The organism is Sulfurovum sp. XGS-02, from assembly GCF_023213175.1.
Classification (GTDB): Bacteria; Campylobacterota; Campylobacteria; order Campylobacterales; family Sulfurovaceae; genus Sulfurovum.
On record NZ_CP093312.1, the window covers coordinates 1,322,850 to 1,346,732 of the forward strand.

Genomic DNA, 23,883 nt, shown 5'->3' on the forward strand with positions numbered 1-23,883 from the left:
TTTATATCATAACTAAAGTTATATCTGACACAAAGCATTTTTCTTTATATTATAGTCAATAAGAATACATCTGATATTAACTAACCCCCTCTTCACCAATATTTCGCTAAAATCGCGGTATTAATATTATTATACTTAAGGAATACCATGGGACTAGGCATCGGACTTGTTGGACTACCAAATGTAGGAAAATCTACGACTTTTAACGCACTCACAAAAGCACAAAATGCAGAAAGTGCAAACTATCCGTTTTGTACTATTGAACCGAATAAAGCAGTGGTACCTGTACCAGACAAAAGACTGGATGAACTTGCGAAGATCGTTAATCCTGAAAGAATACAACACTCCACGCTTGATTTCGTTGATATCGCCGGGCTTGTTGCCGGTGCAAGTAAAGGTGAAGGACTGGGAAATAAATTTTTAGGTAACATCCGTGAAACAGAAGTGATCCTGCATATCGTAAGATGTTTCCATGATGAAAATATCGTTCACACAGAAGGTTCTATCGATCCTATCAGAGATGTTGAGATCATTGAGCAGGAGCTTCTCTTTTCAGATATAGATGCGGTACTCAAACGTATAGAGATGCTTAAGAAGAAAGCAAGAGGAAACGACAAGGATGCCAAAGAGCAGCTTGAAGTAGCTGAAGCGCTCTTGGCGCATATAGAAGATGGACATCCAGTATCTACTTTTGCAGACAAAGAGAGTGATGGCTTTTTGGCTATGAATAAAGACCTGCGTCTTCTTACATCAAAACCGATCATCTATGGTGCGAACGTGGATGAAGATGGTCTCAGTGAAGACAATGAATATGTGACAAAACTCAAAGCCTATGCTGCGGAACGTAACTCTGAAGTGATCAAATTGTGTGCCAAAGTAGAAGAAGATATGGTAGACTTTGATGATGAAGAGAGAGAGGAGATGCTTGCTGATCTCGGTGTAACAGAATCCGGTCTGGATCAGATCATACACAAAGGTTTTGATACACTTGGACTGATGAGCTACTTTACCGCAGGGGTGAAAGAGGTGCGTGCATGGACCATTCGTAAAGGTACAACGGCGCCTAAAGCCGCAGCGGTCATTCATAATGACTTTGAAAAAGGCTTCATTCGTGCAGAGGTCATAAGCTACGAAGACTTTATCGCTTGTGGTGGAGAAGCCGGTGCCAAAGAGGCTGGTAAAAGTAGACTTGAAGGTAAAGAGTACATCGTACAGGATGGCGATGTCATGCACTTTAGATTTAACGTGTAACAAAGGACTATGATGAGAAAGTTACTTTTGATTGGGTTGATCGGATTTACTTTGCTTGGATGTAATAGCAAAAAAGGCACATTTCTTGAAACGGTAGAGAGTGAAAATGATCATGCTACTTCGGTAGCCAAACTGGAAAAACTCATCATAGATCAGGGCCTTACCCATTTTAATACCATAGACCATAGGGCCAATGCCAGAAATGTCAATATGAATTTGAAACCTGAAACGGTTGTGGTCTTTGGCAATCCGAAGATGGGAACAGTACTGATGAACTGTAATCCTTCCATGGGCCTGGACCTGCCTCTTCGCATACTTGTCACAACAAACTATGAGGGCGATACAAGCTTTATCTATACCAATCCGGAATACTGGTCACTCAAACACAATATTAAAGACAAGAACTGTTTAAATATATTGACAAAAGCAAAAATAGCATTGGCCAGCCTTGCCCAGGAAGCAGGTAAAAAATAATGCACCTTAGTACCAATGAAATACTCTACCGTATACAGCAGGCACTGAATCTTACAACAGAAGAGATGTTGGAAGCCTACAAGCTTGAAGCGTTTCCTATGGAGGCTTCCCATTTGGAGTCTCTTCTCAAACGTCGTCTAGATAAAGATTTCATACCTGCCACCTATGAAGAGTTGGGTGTGTTTTTAGATGGACTGGTGACACTCAAAAGAGGTCCATCTCCAAAAAAACAAAATGATGATGAAGCAGTAGAACTGACCAACAACCTTATACTCAAAAAGCTTCGTATCGCCCTGGAGCTTAAAGAAGCCGAGACAGAGATCATCTTTGGTCTGGCGGATGTTGAGCTCAGCAAACAGCAGCTTTCTTCCCTCTTCCGTAAAGAGGGTCATAAGAACTTCAAAGTGTGTTCCGATGAACTGCTTATGGCTTTTCTGGAAGGGTTGGATGAATTTTACTATACGGGAGAGATGGAGTAGATCCGGCTCTACCGTATGATGCACTTCAAACAATCCCTTCAAACCATCAAAAATGAACTGGTGAAAAAAGAAGAGATACTCATACACCTCCAAAAAAACCACCCTCACCTGGCTCATCTCTCAAAAAAGCAGATATTAAACTACTTTAATGTTCAGAGCTTAGATGCACTGGGTGGGCATATCAAAGAAATCAAAGAGTCTCAAGAGCGCCAAGATACCCTCACAGTACAAAAAAATGAAGTATGCTCCTGCAGAGATGGTCATGGTCGGATCAAAGACCTCTATGACTCCGAAGTATCTGCCAAAGCACAGATAGGAAAACTATCCCAGGGAAAACGATTACAGCTTAGTATCTATCAATGTCCCTACGGCTCCGGATGGCATTTAACCAAAGGGTAAGCTAAACCTTCAAAACCAACTTCACTGGACAGTGGTCACTTCCCATGATATGATCCATGATATCCGCATCGATGATCCTCTCTTTGAGATCATCTGAAACGAAGAAATAGTCTATTCTCCATCCTACATTTTTCCCTCTTGCTCCCGCTCTGTAGCTCCACCAGCTGTAACGGTCTTTTTCATCCCCTTTGACATGTCTAAAGGTATCTATATAGCCATGGCTGAGGAGTTTATCTATCCATTCACGCTCCATCGGCAAGAATCCAGACATCTTTTCATTGGCTTTGGGACGTGCCAGATCAAACTCTTTATGCGCTGTGTTGACATCACCGCATATAACTATGGACTTCCCTTCATCTCTTAAGGTATTGATATGATCCAAGAAACGGTCATAGAATGCCATTTTATACTCCAGACGCTCATCATCACGTTGTCCATTGGGAAAATAGACATTAAAATATGCGATATCACCAAAGTGGTATTCATTAATGCGTCCCTCATCCAAGATATCCACATGTGCACAGCACGATGCTTCACCCTTGATATCTGTATAGAGTGCTACACCGGACTGTCCTTTGTTCGATGAGGAGTTGATACTTTGAAATTTGTATTCTCTCTCAAAGATACTCTCAGGGATCTGGTCTGCTTCTGCTTTGATCTCTTGAAGCCCTAAAAAATCAACATTCTCTTCATCGATCCACTTGAGTGCCTGCTTCTTCTCTACCGCTCTGATACCATTGACGTTCCATGATATAAAGGTGAGTGTTTTACGCTCTGACATTTTTTCTCCTGCTGCATATTTTCGTATAGTCATATGATTTTTTTCATTATTTTGATAGAATGATACCAAAAGAGACTTCAAAGAAAAAGGGCGGCAATGGCACAAGAAGACAAAGAACGCTGGGATGAAAAATGGCAACACAATCCAATGTCCGATGAGCCCATCAAACTCGTCAGTGACTATGCTTCACTGGCTCCTGGACTACAGGCACTTGATATAGCCTGTGGCATGGGAAGACACAGCAGATACCTGGTTTCCCAGGGATTCCAAGTCGATGCACTAGACATCTCTTCTGTTGCGATAGCACAGCTTCAGAATATTCCGCACATCCATGCAGAAGAGGTCGACTTTGATACCTATACCCTCCCCAAAGAGAAATATGACCTTATTGTCTGTACCTATTTTTTAGAACGCAGACTCTTCCCTCAGATGATAGAGGCACTGAAACCCGATGGTATCATCCTGATGGAAACTTTTTTACATCATCCAGACAATGAGCGTACCACCTCCAATCCTGCTTTTCTCCTGAAGGAAGGTGAACTTGAAGCCACTTTTGCCGGTCAGTGCGAATTGCTACAACTGCCTGAATTTTGGGATGAGGACTATCGGGGCTACAAAACAATGAAAACGTCTATGGTCGCTAAAAAGAAAAAAGCGGTTTGAGAGAAGATTTCTAGCTGCATCCTACCTGAGATCATGACCGTTAAGGCTTATGATCTCTTAGATCAAGGTTGACGATACCACGCCTATAAGGCCACCGAAAACACCTCCCCACACTACAAGCCATCCCAAATGTTCCTTGATCAGATCCTTTACCAGTTCTTTTACCATTTTAGGTGTCAGCTCATCCAGTCTTCTTGTGATCAGTGCTTCCACTGATGCGATCATATCTTCACTCAAAGTTGAGCTTTGTATATGATGGTCAAGCTGTGCTTTAAAAGCAGAAGAAGAGACGATGGCACTTACAGCACTCTTGAGCTTACGCGAAAAAGGATCACGCAAACCTTCTAATGCTTCTTCACCCCCGAACATTGCAAGAGCCCCACCGAATTTCGACTCCATCACCGTTTTAGAGAGTGCATCAAAAGCGGGAGAAAAGTCTGCACCTTCGACCAAAGGGATCAGATCTATCTTCTCTTCTTCTTTTGTAAAAAAATCTCCCAGCTGCTCTTTGCTAAAGAACTGTTTCATCATCATCTCACGGATAGCGGTCTTGAAAGCCGTAAAGTTTTTTTCTATCACTCCTGATCCGTAAAGCAGTGGTACCTTTTCAAATAACATATGGATGGCAAGCTGGTTTGTAACAGCTCCGGAGAGTGCAAAAAGCCCGGCAAACGACAGCATCTCTTGATAACCAGAAGGCACCAGGAAAGAGACCCCTATAAGAAGTAAAGAAAATAGATCGGTGATGAGCGTTTTTGACATCGGAGTTCCTCTTTGCATTTTTTGTGAACTATAGCAAAATCTGGATTATATTACGCTATCTACTCAATATCCCAATATTAAAAAGAGGGTATAATCGATTCTAAAATGAATTCATCGATAAAGATTCCCATGTCCAAAACCATAAACAAAAAAATACAGATCTCACTACTGCTGATCGCAACGATGGGTGTGATGTCCGGCATTACTGTCGTCTCTTCTCTTCCCCTCATCAGTCAAACATTCAGTTCCCTACCCCATATCGAATTTCTTTCAAAGCTGATGTTGACCATCCCCTCCATCATCATTGCGCTTTTTGCCCCGATAGCCGGGATCATTGTAGATAAATTTGGCAGGTTAAAGCCGCTTTATACGGGGATCACCCTCTTTATACTCGGCGGAAGCTCGGGATTTTACCTGGACAATTTCTATGCCATTCTTGTAGGCCGGGCGGTATTGGGCATCGCTGTTGCACTGCTCATGACCAGCTCTACTGCACTCATCGGAGATTATCTTGATGAAATGGCACGGCATAAATTTATGTCTATCCAAGGGATGGCCGTGGCTCTTGGAGGGATCGTATTTATCACAGCCGGCGGTCTGCTTGCACAGCTTCACTGGTCCTATCCTTTTGCTATCTATATCTTACCTCTCTTCTTCCTTCCTCTACTGCTTACCTCTCTCTATGAGCCCCAGAAGCATAAGCATGTCGAAAGTGATATGGAGATCGAAAGCAGTCTCTGGCCTGTCTACTTCACCGCTTTTTTTGCAATGGTACTATTTTATATGCTGCCTACCCAATTGCCTTATCTTATTATTGAGACTTTGCACGGCAAACCAAGTACGATAGGATTGGTCATTGCTACAGCGATGATCTTCAATGCACTCACCTCCAGGCAGTATGCCAAACTCAAAGGCAGGTTCTCCTATGTGCATATCTATATCATCACGTTTATCTTTTTTGGGATAGGTCTCTTCATTATCTCCCAAGCCCACTCCATTGCACAGCTTTTTTACAGCACAGCATTCATTGGTATAGGATTTGGCCTGATCCTTGTCAATACCAATTCATGGTTTCTTTCGAAAGTACCGGCCCATAAAAGAGGGAAAGCTTCAGGCGTACTTGCATCCAGTTTCTTTCTGGGACAGTTCTCTTCCCCGCTGATCTTGCAGCCTATTGTACACCTATACGGGATTCAAAAACTTTTTTTGATCGTATCGGGTATTGCGTTAACGACAGCATTGATACTGTTTGTAAAAGGTAGGATATCTAAAGCATAAAAGTATGGATTAAACAGAAATATTTAACGCAGCAGTAAGGTATGCAGTTCATCGACACTGCGTACAGCATCTGTATGGTCTGTAAACCCCCAGTCGACCATAATATAGTCTATCTCTGCCCTTTTGCTTGCCAATTCGTCACGCGGACCGTCACCGATAAAAAGTGCACTATGGCTGCTATGCCCTAATTCATCCAGTATTTTATGAAGCATATCCGGGTGTGGTTTTCCTTGTGGTACATCATCATAACAGGCGATAGCATCAAAATGTTCATAGACCTCAAGATGTGTCAGTGATTCTATTGTTGAACCTCTGTAAGCATTGGTCGCTACTGCCAGATCATGCCCTTTACCCTTCAGGGTATCGAGCAGTTTTTTGATCCCATCATAGAGTACCAATTCACGTTGATGATTTTTCGTATAGTACTCTGAAAACCATTTTTCATGGTCTCTGTCAAATGCTTTTGCATGGTAAAAGGTTTGTGCAGGATTGATCGTATGGTCATTCACCAATCTTAATATATACTCTCGTTCCATAGGTTCAAAACCCAGGTTTTTACGTACATAATTGATAGCATTGGCTATGGTCAATGAAGAGTTGACCAAAGTACCATCCATATCAAAAATGATCAGTTTTTTTTCCACTAGTTCATCTTCTCCGTATCTTTAAGTCTTGCCTGGATGAACTTCACGTAAATAGAAAGACTCACTAATAGTAATGCCACACCTGAGATAAGATAGACAGCATACTCAAGCTGAGCAGGATCTGTGAGCGCGAACTTAAAGACAAGCATCAGTGCTTCAATGGACAGCGCAATGATGATGGAGCCCAAAAAGCGTATCATGGTCTGGTGCCCTTCGCCTGTAGCCCCTTTTTTCTCCTTACCCAAGACCTCTTCCTCAAATATCGCTTTGACCAGATCGAAAATGGCCAGTGAGAGGGTAAGAAGGATCGTTGCTTTAAACATCTCATTGATATCAATGGCAGAGAAATCAATGCCAAAATGTAAGAATGCCGTTACACCTTTGACAAAGAGTAACAGTGAAACACCTGCCAGTGCCAAAGAGAATGCGGTATAGGCAACTTTACTTAATTTTCCAGAAACTGAGTCGATAGAACTTGGATGTACCATACGTAGGATATTTGCCAGAGAGATATCTACACAAATAATACTGATCAAATTATCTTTTTCATCTACAATAGGAAATGATGCCGTGACAACCATCGTATTACTTATGTTGGATGGGTATGGTTCCGTGAGGGTACAACGGTGTTCTCTTTGTGTTTTATAATAGTAAGCCCTGTCACTTCTATCCTCACCTTTACCGATACCTCTCAGTTTTTTATCCTTGGAGATATTTTCAGTGATCTGTATACCTTTGCCATCAAGCGCATAGATCGCCTCTGCATTAGGGATACTTTCATGAAGCGGTTCCAGCTTTGAAAGTACCGTAGAAATATCACCGTTTATAATCGTTTGAGAAATATGTCTTCCTATGATATAGCAAAGGTAGGCTCTTGCTTTCGCACGGACCTGTGCATACTCTTCTATCTCTTTAATTTGCATACTTTCTCCCCTTTATTTGTAAACTTCTATATTACTTTACCCAAAATATCAGTAAATTTTACTTTTTGATTGATAGCGACTTCCGGGAATATACTCCCTTTCTCTGAAAAGGTCAAGATCGTTGATCCCATCTCGAACCAGCCATAGAACTCTCCCCTCTCGACCCAAAAATCCTCATACTCATAATGTACCGGTTCTCTAATCTCTGAGTTCGTTCTCACTTTTTCCTCAAAAGTGACAACCATTTGACCTACATTGAGTGCAGCTACAAGTACCAGTACCTGTGTCCTTCCCTTCTCATCTTCACACTCTATGACCACTCTCTCATTTTCAATAAAGAGGTCCACTTTATTGCGAAGCAAGGGAAAGTTCACCGGGTAGTGTTTACCTGGAATATGTGTCAATGATTTGACTTTCAGACGCATCGGCATATGGTAACGGTGGTAATCTTTGGGAGAAAGATAAAAGTTGATAAACTCTCCTCCTTCTACCTTTCCCACTGCATCCTGATGGTATACACCAAAAAGATCTTCTATACTGTAACTCATCCCTTTGATCTGGTAGGCTTTACCTTCTTTGATCGTTCCTGCATCCGTTATGAGTGCATCCACTCCCGATATCAGGGCATCCTTCTCTTCAGGCAAGGCTCTGGGTGTTTCAAAAGCTCTTGTAAAGAGTTTATTCAGTGTAGGATATTCAGTAGGTGCTTTAAACTCACTCATATCAAGCCCCATCAGTTTTACATACCCTTTGTTGATAAAATGTTGTATGGGTGATGGGAATTCTTTAGAAGCAAATTTTCCAAATGCACTGGAGATGATCGAGGTCAAGTGTTTAGCCATTGTGTGTCCTGTAATCGAACTGTTTGTCACCCTGGACAAACGGTTCATAATATATGCAGTATTATACCATTTGTCATTTAGGGTTGGGGTTGTTAGATAAAATACGATACTATCTATCTTCATAACTCAAGGATAAAAGCATGGCAAAATACGTACTTTTCGATACAGAAACCACGGGTAATCAAGAGCAAGACCGCATCATACAGGTAGGTGCGATGATCGTACACAGTAAAGATGAGATCGAAGTGTTTGATGAACTCTGTATGGCTCCTGTACCCATCAGCATCGAAGCGATGGAGGTACACAACATCACACCGGAGATCATAGCAGACAAGGGCCTTTATGATGAAACCGGTTTTGCACTAAAGCTGCAGCAGCTCAATCAACAAGAGAATTATCTTATCGCACATAATATTTCTTTTGATCTGGGCATGCTGGAAAAAGAGGGATTTGAAAATCACTATACACTGATAGACACACTGCGTTGTGCCAAACACCTGCTTCCTGACAGCCCTAATCACAGACTCCAGTACCTTCGATACGCACTCGAACTCTATCAGATCGAAGAAGCTGAAGCACAAAAACTTAATATCACTATCAAAGCACATGATGCTATAGGTGATGTGCTTGTGATGAAATTGCTGCTTTCCAAACTGGTACGTTTGACGCAAGAGAAATTTGCAGGTATAAATCCTATGCAAAAACTGGCTGAACTCACCCAAACCCCGGTCATGATGAAAACCTTCAAATTTGGGAAATACAAAGACAGAGAGATCGCTGAAGTCGTGCATGAGGACAGAGGTTACATTACCTGGATGAGAGCGAACCTTGATCTGGATGAGGATATGACATTTACTTTGGACTATTATTTGGCTTCATAGGTACACCCAAGTGTCAGAATGTTATCTTCAACACTTACACTCTCATAAACCTATCTAATACTTTCACGTTATTTCTGCCGCTCTCTTTCACATAATAGAGCGCTTTATCTGCTCTTTTGACAATCGATACTATGCTTCTTTCAATATGGTTATACTGACTGATACCAAAACTGGCAGTAATGAAGAACTTCTCATCCTTCTCTATGAATCTTTTATTTGCTACCCTTTTTCTAATACGTTCTGCAAGGAATAAGGCCTGTTTCTCATTGGTTTCGGGCAATAGGACCAAAAACTCATCCCCACCCATTCTAAAAGCATAATCATACTCCCGGATCACACCCTTGACAATACTTGCAACACATTTCAATACATTGTCTCCTGCATCATGTCCATAGGTATCGTTGATCTCCTTAAAATGGTCGATATCGAACATAATTATAGATAGACATCTATTGTGCCGTATCAGTCTCTGGAACTCTTTGTGAGAGATCTCATAGTATGCTCTACGGTTATAGAGTCCTGTTAAGATATCTGTTTTTGCCTCTTTTTCTGCTATGAGCTTTTTTTCCTGTGTCATTTTCATACGATCTGCCAGTGCCATCGATAACAGAACCACATCGATATACAGACCAAAGTCAATTGCTTTATAGGTCAGATAGGTATACGGGATATACGACATGATGGTCAAGGCAGTAATAGAAGCACCGATCAGACCACTGGCAGTACCAAGAAGAAAAAACCGGGCTGAACGGTTCCCTGTGACTAAACTATACAGTGCAATACCAAATAGATAGATACTGACCAACAGTAAGGATATGATAGCAAGCATCACATGATAATGATAGCCGCTCGTCACAGCGGTAAGTACTGCAACAACGACAATACCAACGATCAGGTATCTTGTAGTGATGTAAAGGGTATGATGGTATTTGACAAAGTTCAAAAATGATCTGGCAAAAAACAGTGCAGTCACAGTATAAAAATAGATCGAGGTAGACTGTCCCCAGTTTTGCACGGCAGGTGAATTGGGGAAGAGGTACATGAACGTATAGCCGTTATAAAAAGCATTCATCGCAAAAAAAGCGCCTAAGAAGAGTACATAATAAGCATAGTAACGGGCTTTCGTACCAAAATAGAGAAAAAGATTATAAAAGAGCATGGCTACAATACCACCATACACCAGACCGATATACATCGAAGCATCTATCTCTTCGGCTAAAAAGGCTGCTTTATCCATGAGAGATAAAGCGACAATGAAAGGATCCCTTGTTTTCACTTGAAGATAAACGGTAGAGATACCAGGTTCAAACGTATGTTCGAAGTTGATAAGATAGTGATCGAGCGCTCTTTTTGCATAGGGGTAAGTGTTCCCGCCCTGATAGGTCTTTATCTCTCCTTCTGAAGAGATAACGGTGAAGTTCACTGAGTCAAGCCATGCCGGTTCAAAGATGATCACTCTGGATAAAGGTACGTTTTCTTTATTGTTCACTTTAAACTGATACCAAAATGCTGAATTTGTAAAAGGATGGCTTGCTACAGGTTTATTGAGTGGTATAAAATCTTCAGAAGAGAGATGGCGTATCTCGGATAATGTCATCTTTGCAGTCGTATCCTCATACTCCAGCAGCGATTCGCCGATTTCATAGTGTGAGTCTGAAAGGTCAAGTACCTTTAACTGGCCATCTCCATAGAGAAGGGCAAGAGAAGCAAAAAGTACTAAAAATATTATTTTTTGCATCTTTTATCCTTGATATTGATAAGATACAGTTTTTATTTAATAATTTTAACTCATAATTTGAGGATATATAATAACATAAATTTGTTAACAAGTTTTGTTTTCATACGATGATAGGATTTATAATACCTTCCTGATGAATGCTACTTTAAGGTAATCACCCTCTTTAAATTTTTCCATAACCCTGAAATCTTTGGGTAGAGAGAAGGTATGTTCTATCTTATACTTTCCGCCCAGTTCTTTAAATGCTTTGTCTATAAAATCTTTGAATTTGGCCATGTTCAAATTCGCATAATTCGTCGATGCAACTATCACACCACCCTTCTGTGTGATCTGAATTGCCTCTTTGAGAAGTTTTACATAATCTTTAGCTACAGAGAAGGTATGCTTCTTCGATCTGGCGAAACTAGGCGGATCGAGTACCACCACATCAAAGAGTATCTCTTTTCTCACTGCGTATTTAAAGTAGTTAAAGACATCTTCAACAATGATATCATGTCCTTTGGGATCAATGTCGTTAATGCGAAACTGCTCCTCTGTTCTGCTTCGGCTTCTTTTGGCAAGGTCCACACTGGTCGTCTTCGCAGCACCACCCAGCGCAGCAAACACGGAAAATGCTCCTGTATAAGAGAAGGTATTGAGTACACGCTTCCCTTGGGCGTAGTTGTCACGAAGCGTTTTTCTTACCTCTCTCTGGTCTAAAAAAACACCCACCATAGGACCATCATCCAAATAGATAGCGAAATTTGCACCGTTTTCCTTTACGATCAGTGGAAATTCACCTCTGCTGCCACAGACAAAATCCTCCTCATCATCAAGGTATTGGCCTTTGGTATCAAATCTCTTTTTCTGATAGATACCTTTATACGCTACTTGAGACTTCAGGGCTGCCAAGACAGCATCTTTGAATGCATAAATCCCCAGACTGTACCAGGTCACCAGATAGAAGCCGTCAAAATAATCTATCGTTAAACCACCTACCCCATCGCCTTCACCGTTAAACACCCTGAAAGCTGTAGTCTCTTCATCATTGTAGAGATCGCTTCGGTATTGCGCAGCCGCTTTTATCTTGGTACTGAAGTACGCAACATCGATCTTTTCCTCTTTTTGATAAGAGAGTACCCAGCCATGCCCTTTGTTTTGAATACCGTAATACCCTTTAGCGATAAACTTTTTTCTATCATCAAGCAGGTTAACGATCGTTCCCTCTTCTTTTACTTTGCTCCAATCAACAAAAAACTCTTTTGAGATCAAGGGGTATCCGTTCTTGTAGTTTTTGATATACTTTGGTTTAATGGTCAGGTCAATTGTATGATTCATATGCATCCTTTTCCACCTCTTCAGAGGTGTAACGAGGGTAACTGGCTCTTAAATTTATTACTTTAACTTCTCAGCTACCAGTTCATTGACCACTTGCGGGTTTGCTTTCCCCCCTGTGGCTTTGAGTACTTGTCCTACAAAAAAGCCCAATAATTTTGTATTTCCTGCTTTAAACTTTTCAACGTTATCTGGGTTTTTTGCAATGATCTCATCAATAATTGGTGCAATTTGTGATGGGTCACTGATCTGTACAAGTCCTTTCGCTTCAACGATCTTTACAGGATCTTCTCCGCTCTTGGTCATCTCTTCAAATACCTGTTTGGCAATTTTACTTGAAATCGTGCCATCATCAACCATCTTCACAAGTTCAGCTATTTGTTTTGCATCAAACTTCAGTTCCTCTGCCTGCTTCTCTTTAAACTCTCTGGCTACTTCATTGGCCACAATATTTGCGATCGTTACAGGGCTGTTATTTACAGAGAGAGCCTCTTCATAAAAAGAAGAGAGTTGCGCATCTCTAGCTAAAATATCAGCAACCATACTATTGAGTTTAAGCTCACCCGTGTACTTGTCAAACAGTACCTGTTCAGCTTCGCTCATAGGCTCTACTTCACCATCAATCTGTACTTTTTTCTCTTCAGATCTGCGCTCAGTTTTAGGTGCCTTTTCAGCTGCTTTTGTCTTTTTGCTCCAAGAGTCTTTCAGACCGACTATTTTATTGAACACAGGTGTTTCATTCGTGTAGTCTACAGGGTCTGCATAGAAATACCCCTGTCTTTCAAACTGGAATCTCTCATCAGGTCTCTCTGTGATCACAGACGGCTCGATCAGCGCATCTTTGACCACTTTTAAAGAGTCTGGATTGATATCTTCCAACCCTTCAGGGGCTTCATCTTTAAAGAGTCTGTCATAGAGTCTCAGTTCAACTTTTTTAGCCTCATTTGCATCTACCCACTGGATTGCACTTTTGACCTTGATCCCGCTGGTATCAGCACCACTTTTAGAGTTCGGATGATACTCCGCTTTTATCTCTATGATATTGCCGTCACTATCTTTGATCACTTCTTTACAGGTGATGATATAGGCATGTCTAAGTCTCACAGGCTGTTCTGGTGTAAGACGGTAGTACCCTTTTGGAGGGTTCTCCATAAAGTCATCACGCTCAATATAGATCTCGCTTGAGAAAGGTATCATTCTTGAACCCTCTTTAGGGACATCATGCGGGTAGTACGGTGCATCAAGTGCTTCTGACCCCTCGTAATTTTCAATGGTGACTTTGAGCGGGTCAAGTACACACATCACACGCGGTACTTTTGTATTGAGATCATCCCTTATACAAAACTCAAGTTGTGAAACATCCACCGTTGAGTTTGCTTTTGCGATACCGATCTGATCACAGAAGTTTATAATAGACTCTGGCGTATAGCCTCTTCTTCTGTATCCGGCGATCGTAGGCATTCTAGGGTCATCCCAGCCGCTCACCCTTCCTTCATTCACTAATTCCAAAAGCTTTCTCTTACTCATAACCGTGTAGTTGACAGCAAGTCTTGCGAACTCATGCTGATACGGTCTTGGCGGTTTTAGCCCCAGCGTATCTAGTACCCAATCATAGATATCACGGTTGTTTTCAAACTCCAGTGTACAGATCGAATGGGTAATGCCCTCAATATAATCAGAGAGGCAGTGACCAAAGTCATACATCGGGTAGACATGCCACTTGTCCCCTGCTCTGTAATGGTGTGCATGTCTGATACGGTATAAAAGAGGATCCCTCATTTTCATATTGGCCGCACCCATATCGATCTTGGCTCTAAGGACATGTTCACCGTCTTTGAATTCACCGTTTTTCATTCTCTCAAAAAGGTCCAGGTTCTCTTCAACACTGCGCTCGGCGTATTTACTACGTTTTCCAGGCTCTGTCACCGTTCCGCGGTATTCACGGATCTCCTCTTCACTCAAGCTGTCAACGTAGGCTTTGCCCATTTTGATGAGTTCAACAGCATAATTGTAAAGTTCAGGGAAATAATCAGACGTATAACGTACACTGTTATCCCACTCAAATCCAAGCCACTGCACAGCATCTTTGAGTGCTTCAACATATTTCGTGTCTTCTGTGGTTGGGTTGGTATCATCCATTCTGAGGTTGCAGCGACCATGATAATCACGGGCAATACCAAAATTTATGGCGATAGATTTGGCATGTCCGATATGCGGGAAACCGTTAGGCTCCGGAGGAAATCTTGTATGAACCTCTTGATACTTGCCTGATGCCAAGTCCTCTTCAACAATAGTACGTAAAAAATCTTTGTGCTCACTCATTCTTATTAAACCTTTTGATTTGAAAGCTGTATTTTATCCAATTAGAGCTTATCACATCTTAGACAAGGCGTATCGCCTTTATGGAAATGGCAGGTTGCGTAACGAGAAGTTCTATAAACTAAAAAGCTTAGTTAAACCTACGGCGCTTTAAAATATTTATAAATTAAACCCACTATAATTACACTCTTATACACACAACTTTTGGAGTAGGATAGATGCTTAGATTTGCCCCATCACCGACCGGTGATCTACATGTAGGAGACCTTCGTGTTGCCATATTCAATTACATGGTAGCCAAACAAAAAGATGCCAACTTCATTGTACGTATAGAAGATATGGACAAAGAGCGAAACATCACCGGCAAAGATACGGAGATCATGGACATCCTGGAGAAGTTCGCGCTTCCTCACGACAGCGTCTCTCATCAGAGTGAAAACCTCCATATACACCAAACACTGGCGATCAGGCTCCTTGAAGAGAAAAAAGCATTCGTCTGTACCTGTACACCTGAGCAACTTGATGCTGACAGAAAAGAAGCAGAAGAGAACAAGGTCACTTACCGCTACAATGGACGCTGTACATCTATGGGTGCGGAAGAGCTTCACAAGCTCAAAGAAGAGAAGACGCCTTTTGTACTGCGTATCAAGGCACCGGAAGCACCGATAGTCACCCATGACCTTTTCAAGGGAGAGTTTGAAACAGCACCTGATGAAGTAGATTCTTTTGTCATTTTAAACAGTGATGGCACACCAACGTATGACTTTGCCTCTGCCTGTGATGATATGATCTCAGGGATCACTCTTATCATACGCAGTGAGGAGCACCTCTCAGACACGCCTAGACAAACACATATCAAAACGCTCCTTGGCTATGAACAGGAGACCAAGTATGCGCACCTTCCTATTATCCTGAATACCGAGGGTAAAAAGATGAGCAGAGATGATGATGCCGGCTCGGTCAAATGGCTCTTTGAACAGGGCTTCATCCCCGATGCGATCGCCAACTACCTGATACTGCTTGGCAACCAAACACCAAAAGAGATCTTCATCATGCCTGAGGCATTGGAGTGGTTCGATCTAAGCACGCTTTCCAAGTCACCTGTAAAGTTTGACATAGACAGACTCCGTTCTATCAACAGAGAACACCTTAGACGCATGGATGACAAACGTCTCTCTACACTCTTTGGTTTTGCAGATGCAGACATCGGGAAACTGGCCAAGCTCTATCTTGAAGAGGCATCTACGATCAACGAACTTGAATCGAAGATCAACCCTATCTTTACACCGAAAGATTTTGAAGGTAAATGGAGTGCACAAATGCACACAATGGAAGACATCATTCAAAATGCCCCTATGATCAATGACTTTAACGAATTCAAAGCACACATTCTGAAAGAGAGCGGACTGGAAGGGGAAAGTTTCTTTACACCGCTGAGACTCATCCTCACGGGTGCTGAACACGGACCTGAACTTTCCGAGATCTATCCGCTTATTAAACCATATTTACTGGAGGTAGCATCATGAATGCTCTTATATACGCCATTGTACAGACGATCCACACTGTACTGAACCTTTATATCTGGATAGTGATCATCGCTGCACTACTGAGTTTTGTACGACCTGACCCTTACAATCCTATCGTACAGGTACTCTACCGTTTAACTGAACCTGTCCTAAGCTTCATTAGACGTAAAATGCCGTTTGTCGTATTTTCAGGTATTGACCTCTCACCGTTGGTTGTGATCTTAGGTCTGCAACTGATCGATAATTTTATGATGCGTGCTGTACTCGGATAATAGATGCGTGTGAAGTCTTTTTTTCTTTCATTGCTACTTGTACTCTTCTCGGGTACATCTACACTGCATGCGAAAAAGTTCACCTACGAACAAATACACCGGATGCCAAAGAGTATAGAAAAAGATTACTATATCTGGCGTTTTCTTTCACAAACCACGACTACAGCTACAGAAGCCAAAAAGATCATCTATGAAGCAAGCAGGCTCAATGCAAAGCTTCGAAAAGCCTATAAATACAGAACAGGATCAACGGTCGAACTCCCAAAGATAAGAGCTACAAAAGAAGCAAACAAAAACTGGAAAAGAAGAAGCGATGCCCACAAAAGTTTCAAACATGGGCTTGCACTGATGCAGCAGAAAAAACCTAAACAGGCTGCAGATTATTTTGAGGATGCCCGTAAAAACTATCTGCAGCGCTATGATATAGACAAGTCTCTTTTCTGGCTCTATTTGAGCACAAAAGAAGATGCATACCTCAAACTTTTGCGTGAAAGCTGTAATATCAATATCTATACTTTAATGGCAGCAGACACCATCAACGGAAGATACCCCAAAACGATCACCGAATCCCTTCGGAAAAGCAGTACCTGGGGGTTTGATATCGAAGATCCGATCGATTGGGCCAAAGTCAAACAGAAGATGAATTCAGGTGTGGATCTGGATGAACTGGCAGATGAACATAAATCTCAAGAAACGATAGGGATCTATACCTACCTCAAAGCCAAAGCCTGTAACTATACGGAGTCTTACTTCCCCATGCCTTACCGTAAAGCTATGAAACACATGACACCGGAACGACAAGCACTTATCTATGCGATTGCAAGACAAGAGAGCCGCTTTGTACCCGCTTCTGTCTCACGTTCTTTTGCGTTGGGAATGATGCAGTTCATGCCGTTTCTCATCGAACATGTTTCCAAAGAGAAAGGTGAGCAGATCGATTATGATGACATATTTGATCCCTACAAGGCCATTGAGTATGCAGATTTCCACCTTGACTATCTTACCAAGTACCTTTTCCATCCGCTTTTTATCGCCTATGCGTACAATGGGGGTATAGGTTTTACCAGAAGGCATATTACCAACAAACATAACTTCAGAAGAGGTCCTTATGAACCCTATATGAGCATGGAGAAAATGGAGAATGAGGAAGCTAAAGAGTATGGGAAAAAAGTATTGGCAAATTATGTCATCTATCTGAATAAACTGGGTGTAACTACACGTATCTTTCCACTCTTACAAGTACTTGCCTCACCTTCTGAAACCGATACATTCAGAAAGTAATCCGAAAGATACTTACGATTTGTCCAATACATATTTCGCCACTTTGGCGAAGTGTAACTCACCTTTACCGTACAGTGTACTTTCAAAGAGAAGTGTGATCTTTTTACTTGACTCATGAGGGAAAGTAACGAGATAATAATTGCTCCACGGGGTCACAAAAGACAATGCCTTTAACCGTTCATCCTCCGGGCTCAGTGCTTTGACCGATTTTGCTATTTTCCCGTTCAGTGTCAAGGTATTACCATCAGAATTTAACGCACCTGCCGTTTGACCTTCACTGTACAACCCCACAATAAAAACTTCATCTCGGGTATCATGGTTTTCAAAGTTCGGAGTATAGAGATAGGTTGCGGTTAACATGACCTTGGTCACATTATCCTGATAGAGTTGTGTCTTTTCTGTTTTCTGTAATTGTTTATGATAGGTTACTTTTTCACTGTAGCCTTGGATCAGTTCTGTCTCTTGTTTGGACGTGCAGCCAAGAAGAAGAGCTATGGCTATGAACGATAAAGATGACCTAACCATATACACTCCTTGTAATTCGTACGAATTTTAACATACATTCAATAAAGATTGATGTATAATGCCTTTAATCATTATTCAAGGAAATCATGCTGTGAGTAAAAGAGTTGCTGTTGCATTTACCGGTCCGTCAAACAGTGGGAAAACCACTCTCGTAGAAAAAATTGCAAAAATATTGATCAAAGAACGCAAAGTTGCCATCATAAAAAATGACCCTAAAGACAAAGCACAGTTCGATGTAGAAGGAAAAGACAGCCATAAATTCTCACAAACAGGTGCAGAGGTCGTTGTTACCTCACCTACAAGAACCACATACTTCTCACAGAGAGAAAAAACACTTGACGATATCGTAGCCATGATCAATGACTTTGATATACTGCTTGTTGAAGGGCTTAAAACACTTCCCCTGCCGCGTATTGCCGTTTTCAGGAACAAGATCGACGAAAGTTATTTTTCCTGCAGTGAAGCCATTGCGATCGATGACACGATCGATATCACAACCTATACAATACCGGAGAGTATCGATATACTGGACCTGAATAACACTGCTCAGATCATAGAGTGGATCCATGCCCATGCAAAACAACTATAAAGTAAAAGAGGATAAGAGATGTTAACCATATTTGAAACCATTGAAAAAATTGCGATCAAAATAGACCACGCCATTCAAACAGAAGACCTGGGGTACAGTAACACGGAAAACACATCAGGAGAAGACCAGCTTAAATTGGATGTAAAAAGCGACTATATCGTAGAAGAGGCTTTTAAAGATGTTTCTATTGTAAAAGCTTTGGTCAGTGAAGAAAAAGAAGGTGTATTGGCATTGCATGATGAGGGAAAATACACGATCTGTTATGACCCTTTAGATGGTTCAAGTCTTGCAGATGTCAATCTCTCTGTCGGGTCTATCTTCGGTATCTATGAAGGAGAATTGAAGGCTGAAAACCTTGTAGCCTCTGCCTATGTTGTCTATGGCCCTCGTATTGAACTTGTCACGGCAACAAGAAATGCGAAACCTAAACACTACAGAGCACAGGAGGGTCTTTTTAACTTTATCTCTGAGATCACACTTGATGAAAAAGGAAAACTCAATGCGCCTGGCGGGACACAACAGAACTGGAGCAAAGCGCACAAAACATTTGTAGATGGTCTATTTTCTGAGGGGTACCGTCTCAGATATTCTGGCGGTATGGTACCGGACCTTCACCAGATACTTTTAAAAGGTGGAGGGATCTTCTCATACCCTGGGACAACAGATAAACCACACGGTAAACTGAGACAACTCTTTGAAGTGATCCCTTTTGCTTTCATGTATGAACAGGCAGGTGGACAAGCCATCAATGAGGAAGGCATGAGACTGATGAAACTTGTTCCAGCTCATCCGCATGACACAAGCCCTTGTTTCTTCGGTTCCAATTATGAAATAAACAAACTCAAAGATGCTTACGGGATGAAAGCGTAATGTCCGACCAAGTACTTGATGAGTGGCAGATAGCCCTGAAACAGAAAAAATCTGAGCTGGAAGCCTGCCAGTCAGAGCATCAGGTAAAAAGCTGTATGGGTTGTGAAAAACTGCTTGATTGTGTAGTGCGTGACAGCTACGTACAAGCTGTCTATGACAGCATGAGCAAGGGTGCCGGCGGAGGATTTGAATTCTAAGCAGAAGCTATCAGCTTCAACTTTTCTGCCCTGCTCATCTTTTTTTTGATCTCATACTCACGTTTTGATGCGGAACTTCTATCTCTATACTCTTCACTATAGACCAAGGTGACCGGTCTTCTTACACGCGTGTATTTTGCACCTTTATCAGAACCGTTATGCTCATCAATTCTGCGTTCCAGTTCTTTGGCAATACCCGTATAAAGTGTCTCATCTGCACACTTTACGATATAGACATAATACATCGCTTCTTGCTACTTCTCATCTTCAAGCGAATACCCTTTAAAGTAGACACGATGAATGTCATAGGAGACAAAAAATTTATCTGAATATATTTCAGTTTTAATGAGTACATCTTTCTTTTTCACTTCATACTCACTGACAGATTTATAATAAAGCGTCACAATACTTGGTCTGTTTGTGATCTTATCACAATCTTCGATCTCGATATAGTATTCCCGTTCCATATTTGTAAATTTATAGAACGCCTTATTTCCGATCGTATAACGCTTTTTATTATGAAGACGTTTCTTTTTGATCTCTTCACGTTTTTGCGCGCTTAACCTTTTTTCATTGAGTTTGGCTAATATCTTCTTTTTTTCTTCTTCTGTAAATGATCTTTTTTTACCTTGGAGTTCTTCTTCTGCTCTTTGATGGATCAGTCTCTCTTCATTCAACCTGGCCATAATAATCTGTTTTTCTTCGGCAGTGTAAGTCGTTTTCTTTGAGTAACTCTCTATATCAGATATTTCATCTGGATGGTTATCCATGTTTGTCCTTTTAGATTTTCCCCCATTCCATTTCCCTATTCTGTACATTATTATACATCATAAATATATAATTTTCAAATCTCACCCATAATACAGCACTTTTTGGCTAGAATATTTACCAAAATTTACTCTACAAACTCATTTGTTTAAGGAACTACATACTATGTCATGTCACAAAAAATCTTATATAACCACTCCGATCTACTACGTTAACGACATTGCCCACATCGGTCATGCGTATACAACTATTATTGCAGATACACTTGCACGTTACTCCCGTATGTCAGGATTGGATACTTTCTTTCTTACCGGTACAGATGAACACGGTCAGAAAATAGAAGAAGCTGCAAAATCAAGGGGAAAATCAACCCAGGCCTATGCAGATGAGATCTCAGCCACCTTTAAAAACCTTTGGGATGATTTTGAGATCTCTTACGATAAATTTATCAGAACCACAGACGAAGATCACATGAAAGGTGTTCAAAAAGCCTTTTCGATCATGCATGAAAACGGTGATATCTACAAAGATACCTATAAGGGTCACTACTGTATCTCCTGTGAAACCTTCTTCCCTGCCATCCAACTGGTGGATGATGAATTTTGTCCGGAATGCGGCAAAAGCACTACCATAGTAGAAGAGGAAAGCTACTTTTTCAAACTCTCAAAATATCAGGACAAACTGCTTCAGTATTATGAAGATCACCCGAATTTCATTTTACCAAAGAGCAAAAGAAATGAAGTGATCCGTTTTGTTGAGGGTGGACTTCAGGACCTTTCCATTACACGTACAAGTTTCGACTGGGGTGTGAAACTGCCAGAAGAGATGGATGATCCTAAGCATGTGATGTATGTATGGCTTGATGCACTTATGAACTATGTCACGGCACTTGGATATGGTACAGATGAGGCAAACATGGACTACTGGCCGGCACGTGTTCAACTTATCGGTAAGGATATTTTACGTTTCCATGCGATCTACTGGCCGGCATTCCTTATGAGTCTCGACCTGCCTCTTCCTACACATATCGCTGCCCATGGATGGTGGACAAGAGATGGTGAGAAGATGAGTAAATCTAAAGGGAACGTGGTGAACCCTAGAGAAGTGGCAGATGCCTATGGACTCGATAATTTCCGTTACTTTATGTTGAGAGAAGTACCGTTCGGCGGTGACGGTGATTTCAGCCAAAAAGCACTCATAGACCGTATCAACTCAGACCTTGGTAATGACCTTGGAAACCTGCTTAACCGTCTCATAGGTATGAGCGGTAAATACTTTAACGGTACCGTTGACTCTGCAAATGTCTCAAAATACTATCAGTCGGAACTGGATGAAGTACATGCTGCTTTAGACAGCTTGGAACCACTGCTTTTTGATATGCAGATACACAGATACCTCGAAGAGCTTTGGAGACCGCTCACTGTAGCGAACAAAGCCATCGATATGTACCAGCCATGGACATTAATGAAAGAAGGCAAAGAGGAAGAAGCGATGGCCCTTAACGGACTTATCGCTGCGATACTTGCAAAAGTATCTATCATGCTTTCTCCTGTCATGCCTGCTGTATGTACGAAAATCTCCAATGCACTGCACTTCACCATAGACAATGACTCATGGAACAGCATGGTGAAAGAGAAAAAACTTCTTGAAACGTTCACACTCGAAAAAATAGACCCGCTTTTCCCTCGTATAGATGAGCCTTTACTCGAACAAGCAGAACCTGTTGATGTGAAAGAGAAAGAGCAAGCGCCGAAAAAAGAAGCTACCAAAGAAGAGACAAAAAAAGAAGAGGGTGTCGCACTGATAGGGATAGACCAGTTCCTCCAAACCTCTCTTAAAGTAGGAACTGTTGTAGAAGCGGAAGAGGTACCGAAAAGTAAAAAACTTCTTTTACTGCAAGTCGATGTAGGTGAAGAGGTACCTAGACAGGTCGTTGCCGGTATCAAAGAGTGGTATAGTGCTGAAGATATGTTAAACACTCAAGTCTGTGTTGTGGCAAACCTTAAACCGGCTAAACTGATGGGTCTCAAAAGTGAAGGGATGCTTCTTGCAGCCAAAGATGAGAACGGACTGTGTATGATTCGTCCGGAAAAGCCAAAAACAGCTGGAACACCTATAGGTTAAGTATGAAAATTGAAGATATTGTAAACCTCACAGAGGGAACACTCACGAACATTCCTAAGGTTCAAGCGATAGAAGCTGCAACCGTGTACTACTCAAAAGTGGAACATGGTGATCTCTTCTTCTCTTCAAATCAGGAAGAGATAGATCAAGCCATCGCCAATGGTGCCTATGCCATCGTTTACGCCGATGAGAGTATCGTAAAAAAAGATGATGAGATCGCCTGGATCAAAGTTTCGGACCTGCAGCTTGCAGCGATGAAGCTCATCCGTTACGTTGTTATTAAAAAAGAAGCAAAATTCTATCTACTTTCAGCACATGAACTGACATTCCTGAAGATGATACTTGTGCACAAAACGAACATTACCTTTATCTCAGATGACTGGCGAAAAGCATTTGAACAGATACTCAATTCGGAATGTTCACTTTTTGTCGGAACGGATAAAGAGCTGATGGAGTTGATCAAACCTGACGTACCCAGACTCAAGAAAGAGGTAGACGGTTATGCCGTCTTTGATACACTCTTTAGAACGACATTCAAAGTAGGCGGATTTGTCTATCAGGAAAAAGAACTGATCCCCTTCCATTTAGAGTACCTGCTGCGTGTGATCGACTTTTGTGAAACACATGAACTGCCTTACTCCATAGAACGCCTGAAGTATACGAAGCACTTTACACCGGTATTCATAGACGGTAAACTCAAAAGTACACAGGCAAGCAAGAGCGATAAGGTAGCCATCTTTACCGACAACCTTTCAGACATCACCAAGGCAAGAGAGTATGTCATGAGAAGTAACATGTGGGTCAAGAGTGTTGTCATGACACCGCCTAAGACCAAAGTACCGGGCATTGACCACCCGCATTGGTTTGCGACGAAAGAGGAGTTGCAGGAACTGCTTAAAAATATCCACTATAACTATGCATTCATCTACAATGCAGATAAAAGTATGTTACATACGATCCAGGAAGAGTACTCACTCTTCTAA

General features: G+C 41.6%; 26 protein-coding genes. 15 read left to right on the top strand and 11 right to left on the bottom strand.

The window, feature by feature from the left end:
* Nucleotides 1-147: 147 nt before the first annotated feature.
* Genes ychF through MN086_RS06565 form a run of 4 tightly spaced genes read left to right on the top strand, consistent with a single transcriptional unit; the run spans nt 148 to nt 2,603 of the window.
* Nucleotides 148-1,251, top strand: a complete 1,104-nt coding sequence (ychF, locus tag MN086_RS06550) for a redox-regulated ATPase YchF (RefSeq protein WP_248575214.1) — start codon at nt 148-150, stop codon at nt 1,249-1,251.
* Between the two features lie 12 nt (nt 1,252-1,263).
* A complete protein-coding gene (locus tag MN086_RS06555) occupies nt 1,264-1,725 on the top strand; it encodes a DUF302 domain-containing protein (RefSeq protein ID WP_248575215.1) in 462 nt (153 codons plus the stop codon).
* Nucleotides 1,725-2,204 (top strand): DUF1456 family protein, encoded by a 480-nt coding sequence (locus MN086_RS06560; protein WP_248575216.1) that lies wholly within the window; start codon nt 1,725-1,727, stop codon nt 2,202-2,204. The genes MN086_RS06555 and MN086_RS06560 overlap by 1 nt, the downstream gene beginning before the upstream one ends.
* A gap of 15 nt (nt 2,205-2,219) precedes the next feature.
* A complete protein-coding gene (locus MN086_RS06565; RefSeq protein WP_248575217.1) occupies nt 2,220-2,603 on the top strand; it encodes a hypothetical protein in 384 nt (127 codons plus the stop codon).
* A 1-nt stretch (nt 2,604) separates the two neighbouring features.
* Here the strand turns inward: MN086_RS06565 and MN086_RS06570 are convergent, their stop codons facing one another.
* Entirely contained in the window at nt 2,605-3,384 is a 780-nt protein-coding gene (locus MN086_RS06570; RefSeq protein WP_248577090.1) for an exodeoxyribonuclease III, read from the bottom strand.
* A 96-nt stretch (nt 3,385-3,480) separates the two neighbouring features.
* On the opposite strand from MN086_RS06570, the gene MN086_RS06575 reads away from it, so the two are divergent.
* Entirely contained in the window at nt 3,481-4,047 is a 567-nt protein-coding gene (locus MN086_RS06575; RefSeq protein ID WP_248575218.1) for a bifunctional 2-polyprenyl-6-hydroxyphenol methylase/3-demethylubiquinol 3-O-methyltransferase UbiG, read from the top strand.
* 57 nt (nt 4,048-4,104) lie between these two features.
* On the opposite strand, the gene MN086_RS06580 is transcribed toward MN086_RS06575, so the two are convergent.
* Nucleotides 4,105-4,809, bottom strand: a complete 705-nt coding sequence (locus MN086_RS06580; RefSeq protein WP_248575219.1) for a DUF445 domain-containing protein — start codon at nt 4,807-4,809, stop codon at nt 4,105-4,107.
* 129 nt (nt 4,810-4,938) lie between these two features.
* Between MN086_RS06580 and MN086_RS06585 the strand changes: the two genes are divergently transcribed.
* On the top strand, nt 4,939-6,087 hold the full coding sequence (locus MN086_RS06585) for an MFS transporter (protein ID WP_248575220.1): 1,149 nt from the start codon (nt 4,939-4,941) through the stop codon (nt 6,085-6,087).
* 23 nt (nt 6,088-6,110) lie between these two features.
* Here MN086_RS06585 and MN086_RS06590 read toward each other — a convergent pair whose 3' ends face one another.
* Genes MN086_RS06590 through MN086_RS06600 form a run of 3 tightly spaced genes read right to left on the bottom strand, consistent with a single transcriptional unit; the run spans nt 6,111 to nt 8,544 of the window.
* Nucleotides 6,111-6,731, bottom strand: coding sequence for an HAD family hydrolase (locus MN086_RS06590; protein ID WP_248575221.1), 621 nt, complete (start codon nt 6,729-6,731; stop codon nt 6,111-6,113).
* Complete coding sequence (locus MN086_RS06595) at nt 6,731-7,654, bottom strand: PDC sensor domain-containing protein (protein ID WP_248575222.1); 924 nt, start codon at nt 7,652-7,654, stop codon at nt 6,731-6,733. Before MN086_RS06595 ends, MN086_RS06590 begins: the two co-directional genes overlap by 1 nt.
* Before the next feature lie 26 nt (nt 7,655-7,680).
* Nucleotides 7,681-8,544 carry a phosphatidylserine decarboxylase gene (locus tag MN086_RS06600; protein WP_248575223.1) on the bottom strand — a complete coding sequence of 288 codons (864 nt, stop codon included), beginning with the start codon at nt 8,542-8,544 and terminating at the stop codon, nt 7,681-7,683.
* A gap of 92 nt (nt 8,545-8,636) precedes the next feature.
* On the opposite strand from MN086_RS06600, the gene MN086_RS06605 reads away from it, so the two are divergent.
* Entirely contained in the window at nt 8,637-9,377 is a 741-nt protein-coding gene (locus MN086_RS06605) for an exonuclease domain-containing protein (protein ID WP_248575224.1), read from the top strand.
* Nucleotides 9,378-9,411: 34 nt separating this feature from the next.
* Here the strand turns inward: MN086_RS06605 and MN086_RS06610 are convergent, their stop codons facing one another.
* The 3 genes from MN086_RS06610 to MN086_RS06620 form a co-directional block, all read right to left on the bottom strand.
* Nucleotides 9,412-11,115, bottom strand: a complete 1,704-nt coding sequence (locus MN086_RS06610) for a diguanylate cyclase (RefSeq protein ID WP_248575225.1) — start codon at nt 11,113-11,115, stop codon at nt 9,412-9,414.
* Nucleotides 11,116-11,232: 117 nt separating this feature from the next.
* Nucleotides 11,233-12,432, bottom strand: a complete 1,200-nt coding sequence (locus MN086_RS06615) for a class I SAM-dependent rRNA methyltransferase (protein WP_248575226.1) — start codon at nt 12,430-12,432, stop codon at nt 11,233-11,235.
* A gap of 57 nt (nt 12,433-12,489) precedes the next feature.
* Nucleotides 12,490-14,751 (bottom strand): glutamine--tRNA ligase/YqeY domain fusion protein, encoded by a 2,262-nt coding sequence (locus MN086_RS06620; RefSeq protein WP_248575227.1) that lies wholly within the window; start codon nt 14,749-14,751, stop codon nt 12,490-12,492.
* Between the two features lie 215 nt (nt 14,752-14,966).
* On the opposite strand from MN086_RS06620, the gene gltX reads away from it, so the two are divergent.
* Genes gltX through MN086_RS06635 form a run of 3 tightly spaced genes read left to right on the top strand, consistent with a single transcriptional unit; the run spans nt 14,967 to nt 17,827 of the window.
* Nucleotides 14,967-16,274: a glutamate--tRNA ligase gene (gene gltX, locus MN086_RS06625; RefSeq protein ID WP_248575228.1), complete on the top strand. Its 1,308-nt coding sequence runs from the start codon at nt 14,967-14,969 to the stop codon at nt 16,272-16,274.
* Nucleotides 16,271-16,546: a YggT family protein gene (locus MN086_RS06630; protein ID WP_248575229.1), complete on the top strand. Its 276-nt coding sequence runs from the start codon at nt 16,271-16,273 to the stop codon at nt 16,544-16,546. The genes gltX and MN086_RS06630 overlap by 4 nt, the downstream gene beginning before the upstream one ends.
* Nucleotides 16,547-16,555: 9 nt before the next feature.
* On the top strand, nt 16,556-17,827 hold the full coding sequence (locus tag MN086_RS06635; protein WP_248575230.1) for a transglycosylase SLT domain-containing protein: 1,272 nt from the start codon (nt 16,556-16,558) through the stop codon (nt 17,825-17,827).
* A 12-nt stretch (nt 17,828-17,839) separates the two neighbouring features.
* Here MN086_RS06635 and MN086_RS06640 read toward each other — a convergent pair whose 3' ends face one another.
* A complete protein-coding gene (locus MN086_RS06640; protein ID WP_248575231.1) occupies nt 17,840-18,352 on the bottom strand; it encodes a hypothetical protein in 513 nt (170 codons plus the stop codon).
* 91 nt (nt 18,353-18,443) lie between these two features.
* Between MN086_RS06640 and mobB the strand changes: the two genes are divergently transcribed.
* Genes mobB through MN086_RS06655 form a run of 3 tightly spaced genes read left to right on the top strand, consistent with a single transcriptional unit; the run spans nt 18,444 to nt 20,008 of the window.
* Nucleotides 18,444-18,941, top strand: coding sequence for a molybdopterin-guanine dinucleotide biosynthesis protein B (gene mobB, locus MN086_RS06645; RefSeq protein WP_248575232.1), 498 nt, complete (start codon nt 18,444-18,446; stop codon nt 18,939-18,941).
* Nucleotides 18,942-18,959: 18 nt separating this feature from the next.
* Complete coding sequence (locus tag MN086_RS06650; RefSeq protein ID WP_248575233.1) at nt 18,960-19,811, top strand: class 1 fructose-bisphosphatase; 852 nt, start codon at nt 18,960-18,962, stop codon at nt 19,809-19,811.
* Complete coding sequence (locus MN086_RS06655; protein ID WP_248575234.1) at nt 19,811-20,008, top strand: hypothetical protein; 198 nt, start codon at nt 19,811-19,813, stop codon at nt 20,006-20,008. The genes MN086_RS06650 and MN086_RS06655 overlap by 1 nt, the downstream gene beginning before the upstream one ends.
* Here MN086_RS06655 and MN086_RS06660 read toward each other — a convergent pair.
* Both MN086_RS06660 and MN086_RS06665 read right to left on the bottom strand, forming a co-directional pair.
* Nucleotides 20,005-20,253, bottom strand: coding sequence for a GIY-YIG nuclease family protein (locus tag MN086_RS06660; RefSeq protein WP_248575235.1), 249 nt, complete (start codon nt 20,251-20,253; stop codon nt 20,005-20,007). The two genes, MN086_RS06655 and MN086_RS06660, sit on opposite strands and share 4 nt — an antisense overlap.
* A 9-nt stretch (nt 20,254-20,262) precedes the next feature.
* The gene (locus MN086_RS06665; protein WP_248575236.1) at nt 20,263-20,778 is read right to left on the bottom strand and encodes a hypothetical protein; all 516 of its coding nucleotides are present in this window, start codon (nt 20,776-20,778) and stop codon (nt 20,263-20,265) included.
* Between the two features lie 142 nt (nt 20,779-20,920).
* Between MN086_RS06665 and metG the strand changes: the two genes are divergently transcribed.
* Together metG and MN086_RS06675 are read left to right on the top strand one after the other, a co-directional pair.
* Nucleotides 20,921-22,900, top strand: a complete 1,980-nt coding sequence (gene metG, locus MN086_RS06670) for a methionine--tRNA ligase (RefSeq protein ID WP_256465819.1) — start codon at nt 20,921-20,923, stop codon at nt 22,898-22,900.
* 2 nt (nt 22,901-22,902) lie between these two features.
* On the top strand, nt 22,903-23,883 hold the full coding sequence (locus tag MN086_RS06675; protein ID WP_248575238.1) for a hypothetical protein: 981 nt from the start codon (nt 22,903-22,905) through the stop codon (nt 23,881-23,883).

Bases quoted from the DNA above. Each gene is read 5' to 3' on its own strand.
- MN086_RS06655 (WP_248575234.1), top strand. From the start codon at position 19,811: ATGTCCGACCAAGTACTTGATGAGTGGCAGATAGCCCTGAAACAGAAA.
- MN086_RS06660 (WP_248575235.1), bottom strand. From the start codon at position 20,253: ATGTATTATGTCTATATCGTAAAGTGTGCAGATGAGACACTTTATACG.
- MN086_RS06650 (WP_248575233.1), top strand. From the start codon at position 18,960: ATGTTAACCATATTTGAAACCATTGAAAAAATTGCGATCAAAATAGAC.
- gltX (WP_248575228.1), top strand. From the start codon at position 14,967: ATGCTTAGATTTGCCCCATCACCGACCGGTGATCTACATGTAGGAGAC.
- MN086_RS06605 (WP_248575224.1), top strand. From the start codon at position 8,637: ATGGCAAAATACGTACTTTTCGATACAGAAACCACGGGTAATCAAGAG.
- MN086_RS06640 (WP_248575231.1), bottom strand. From the start codon at position 18,352: ATGGTTAGGTCATCTTTATCGTTCATAGCCATAGCTCTTCTTCTTGGC.
- MN086_RS06610 (WP_248575225.1), bottom strand. From the start codon at position 11,115: ATGCAAAAAATAATATTTTTAGTACTTTTTGCTTCTCTTGCCCTTCTC.
- MN086_RS06595 (WP_248575222.1), bottom strand. From the start codon at position 7,654: ATGCAAATTAAAGAGATAGAAGAGTATGCACAGGTCCGTGCGAAAGCA.
- MN086_RS06555 (WP_248575215.1), top strand. From the start codon at position 1,264: ATGAGAAAGTTACTTTTGATTGGGTTGATCGGATTTACTTTGCTTGGA.
- MN086_RS06675 (WP_248575238.1), top strand. From the start codon at position 22,903: ATGAAAATTGAAGATATTGTAAACCTCACAGAGGGAACACTCACGAAC.
- MN086_RS06580 (WP_248575219.1), bottom strand. From the start codon at position 4,809: ATGTCAAAAACGCTCATCACCGATCTATTTTCTTTACTTCTTATAGGG.
- ychF (WP_248575214.1), top strand. From the start codon at position 148: ATGGGACTAGGCATCGGACTTGTTGGACTACCAAATGTAGGAAAATCT.
- MN086_RS06615 (WP_248575226.1), bottom strand. From the start codon at position 12,432: ATGAATCATACAATTGACCTGACCATTAAACCAAAGTATATCAAAAAC.
- MN086_RS06565 (WP_248575217.1), top strand. From the start codon at position 2,220: ATGATGCACTTCAAACAATCCCTTCAAACCATCAAAAATGAACTGGTG.
- MN086_RS06630 (WP_248575229.1), top strand. From the start codon at position 16,271: ATGAATGCTCTTATATACGCCATTGTACAGACGATCCACACTGTACTG.
- MN086_RS06665 (WP_248575236.1), bottom strand. From the start codon at position 20,778: ATGGATAACCATCCAGATGAAATATCTGATATAGAGAGTTACTCAAAG.
- MN086_RS06620 (WP_248575227.1), bottom strand. From the start codon at position 14,751: ATGAGTGAGCACAAAGATTTTTTACGTACTATTGTTGAAGAGGACTTG.
- MN086_RS06585 (WP_248575220.1), top strand. From the start codon at position 4,939: ATGTCCAAAACCATAAACAAAAAAATACAGATCTCACTACTGCTGATC.
- MN086_RS06560 (WP_248575216.1), top strand. From the start codon at position 1,725: ATGCACCTTAGTACCAATGAAATACTCTACCGTATACAGCAGGCACTG.
- MN086_RS06570 (WP_248577090.1), bottom strand. From the start codon at position 3,384: ATGTCAGAGCGTAAAACACTCACCTTTATATCATGGAACGTCAATGGT.
- MN086_RS06575 (WP_248575218.1), top strand. From the start codon at position 3,481: ATGGCACAAGAAGACAAAGAACGCTGGGATGAAAAATGGCAACACAAT.
- MN086_RS06600 (WP_248575223.1), bottom strand. From the start codon at position 8,544: ATGAACCGTTTGTCCAGGGTGACAAACAGTTCGATTACAGGACACACA.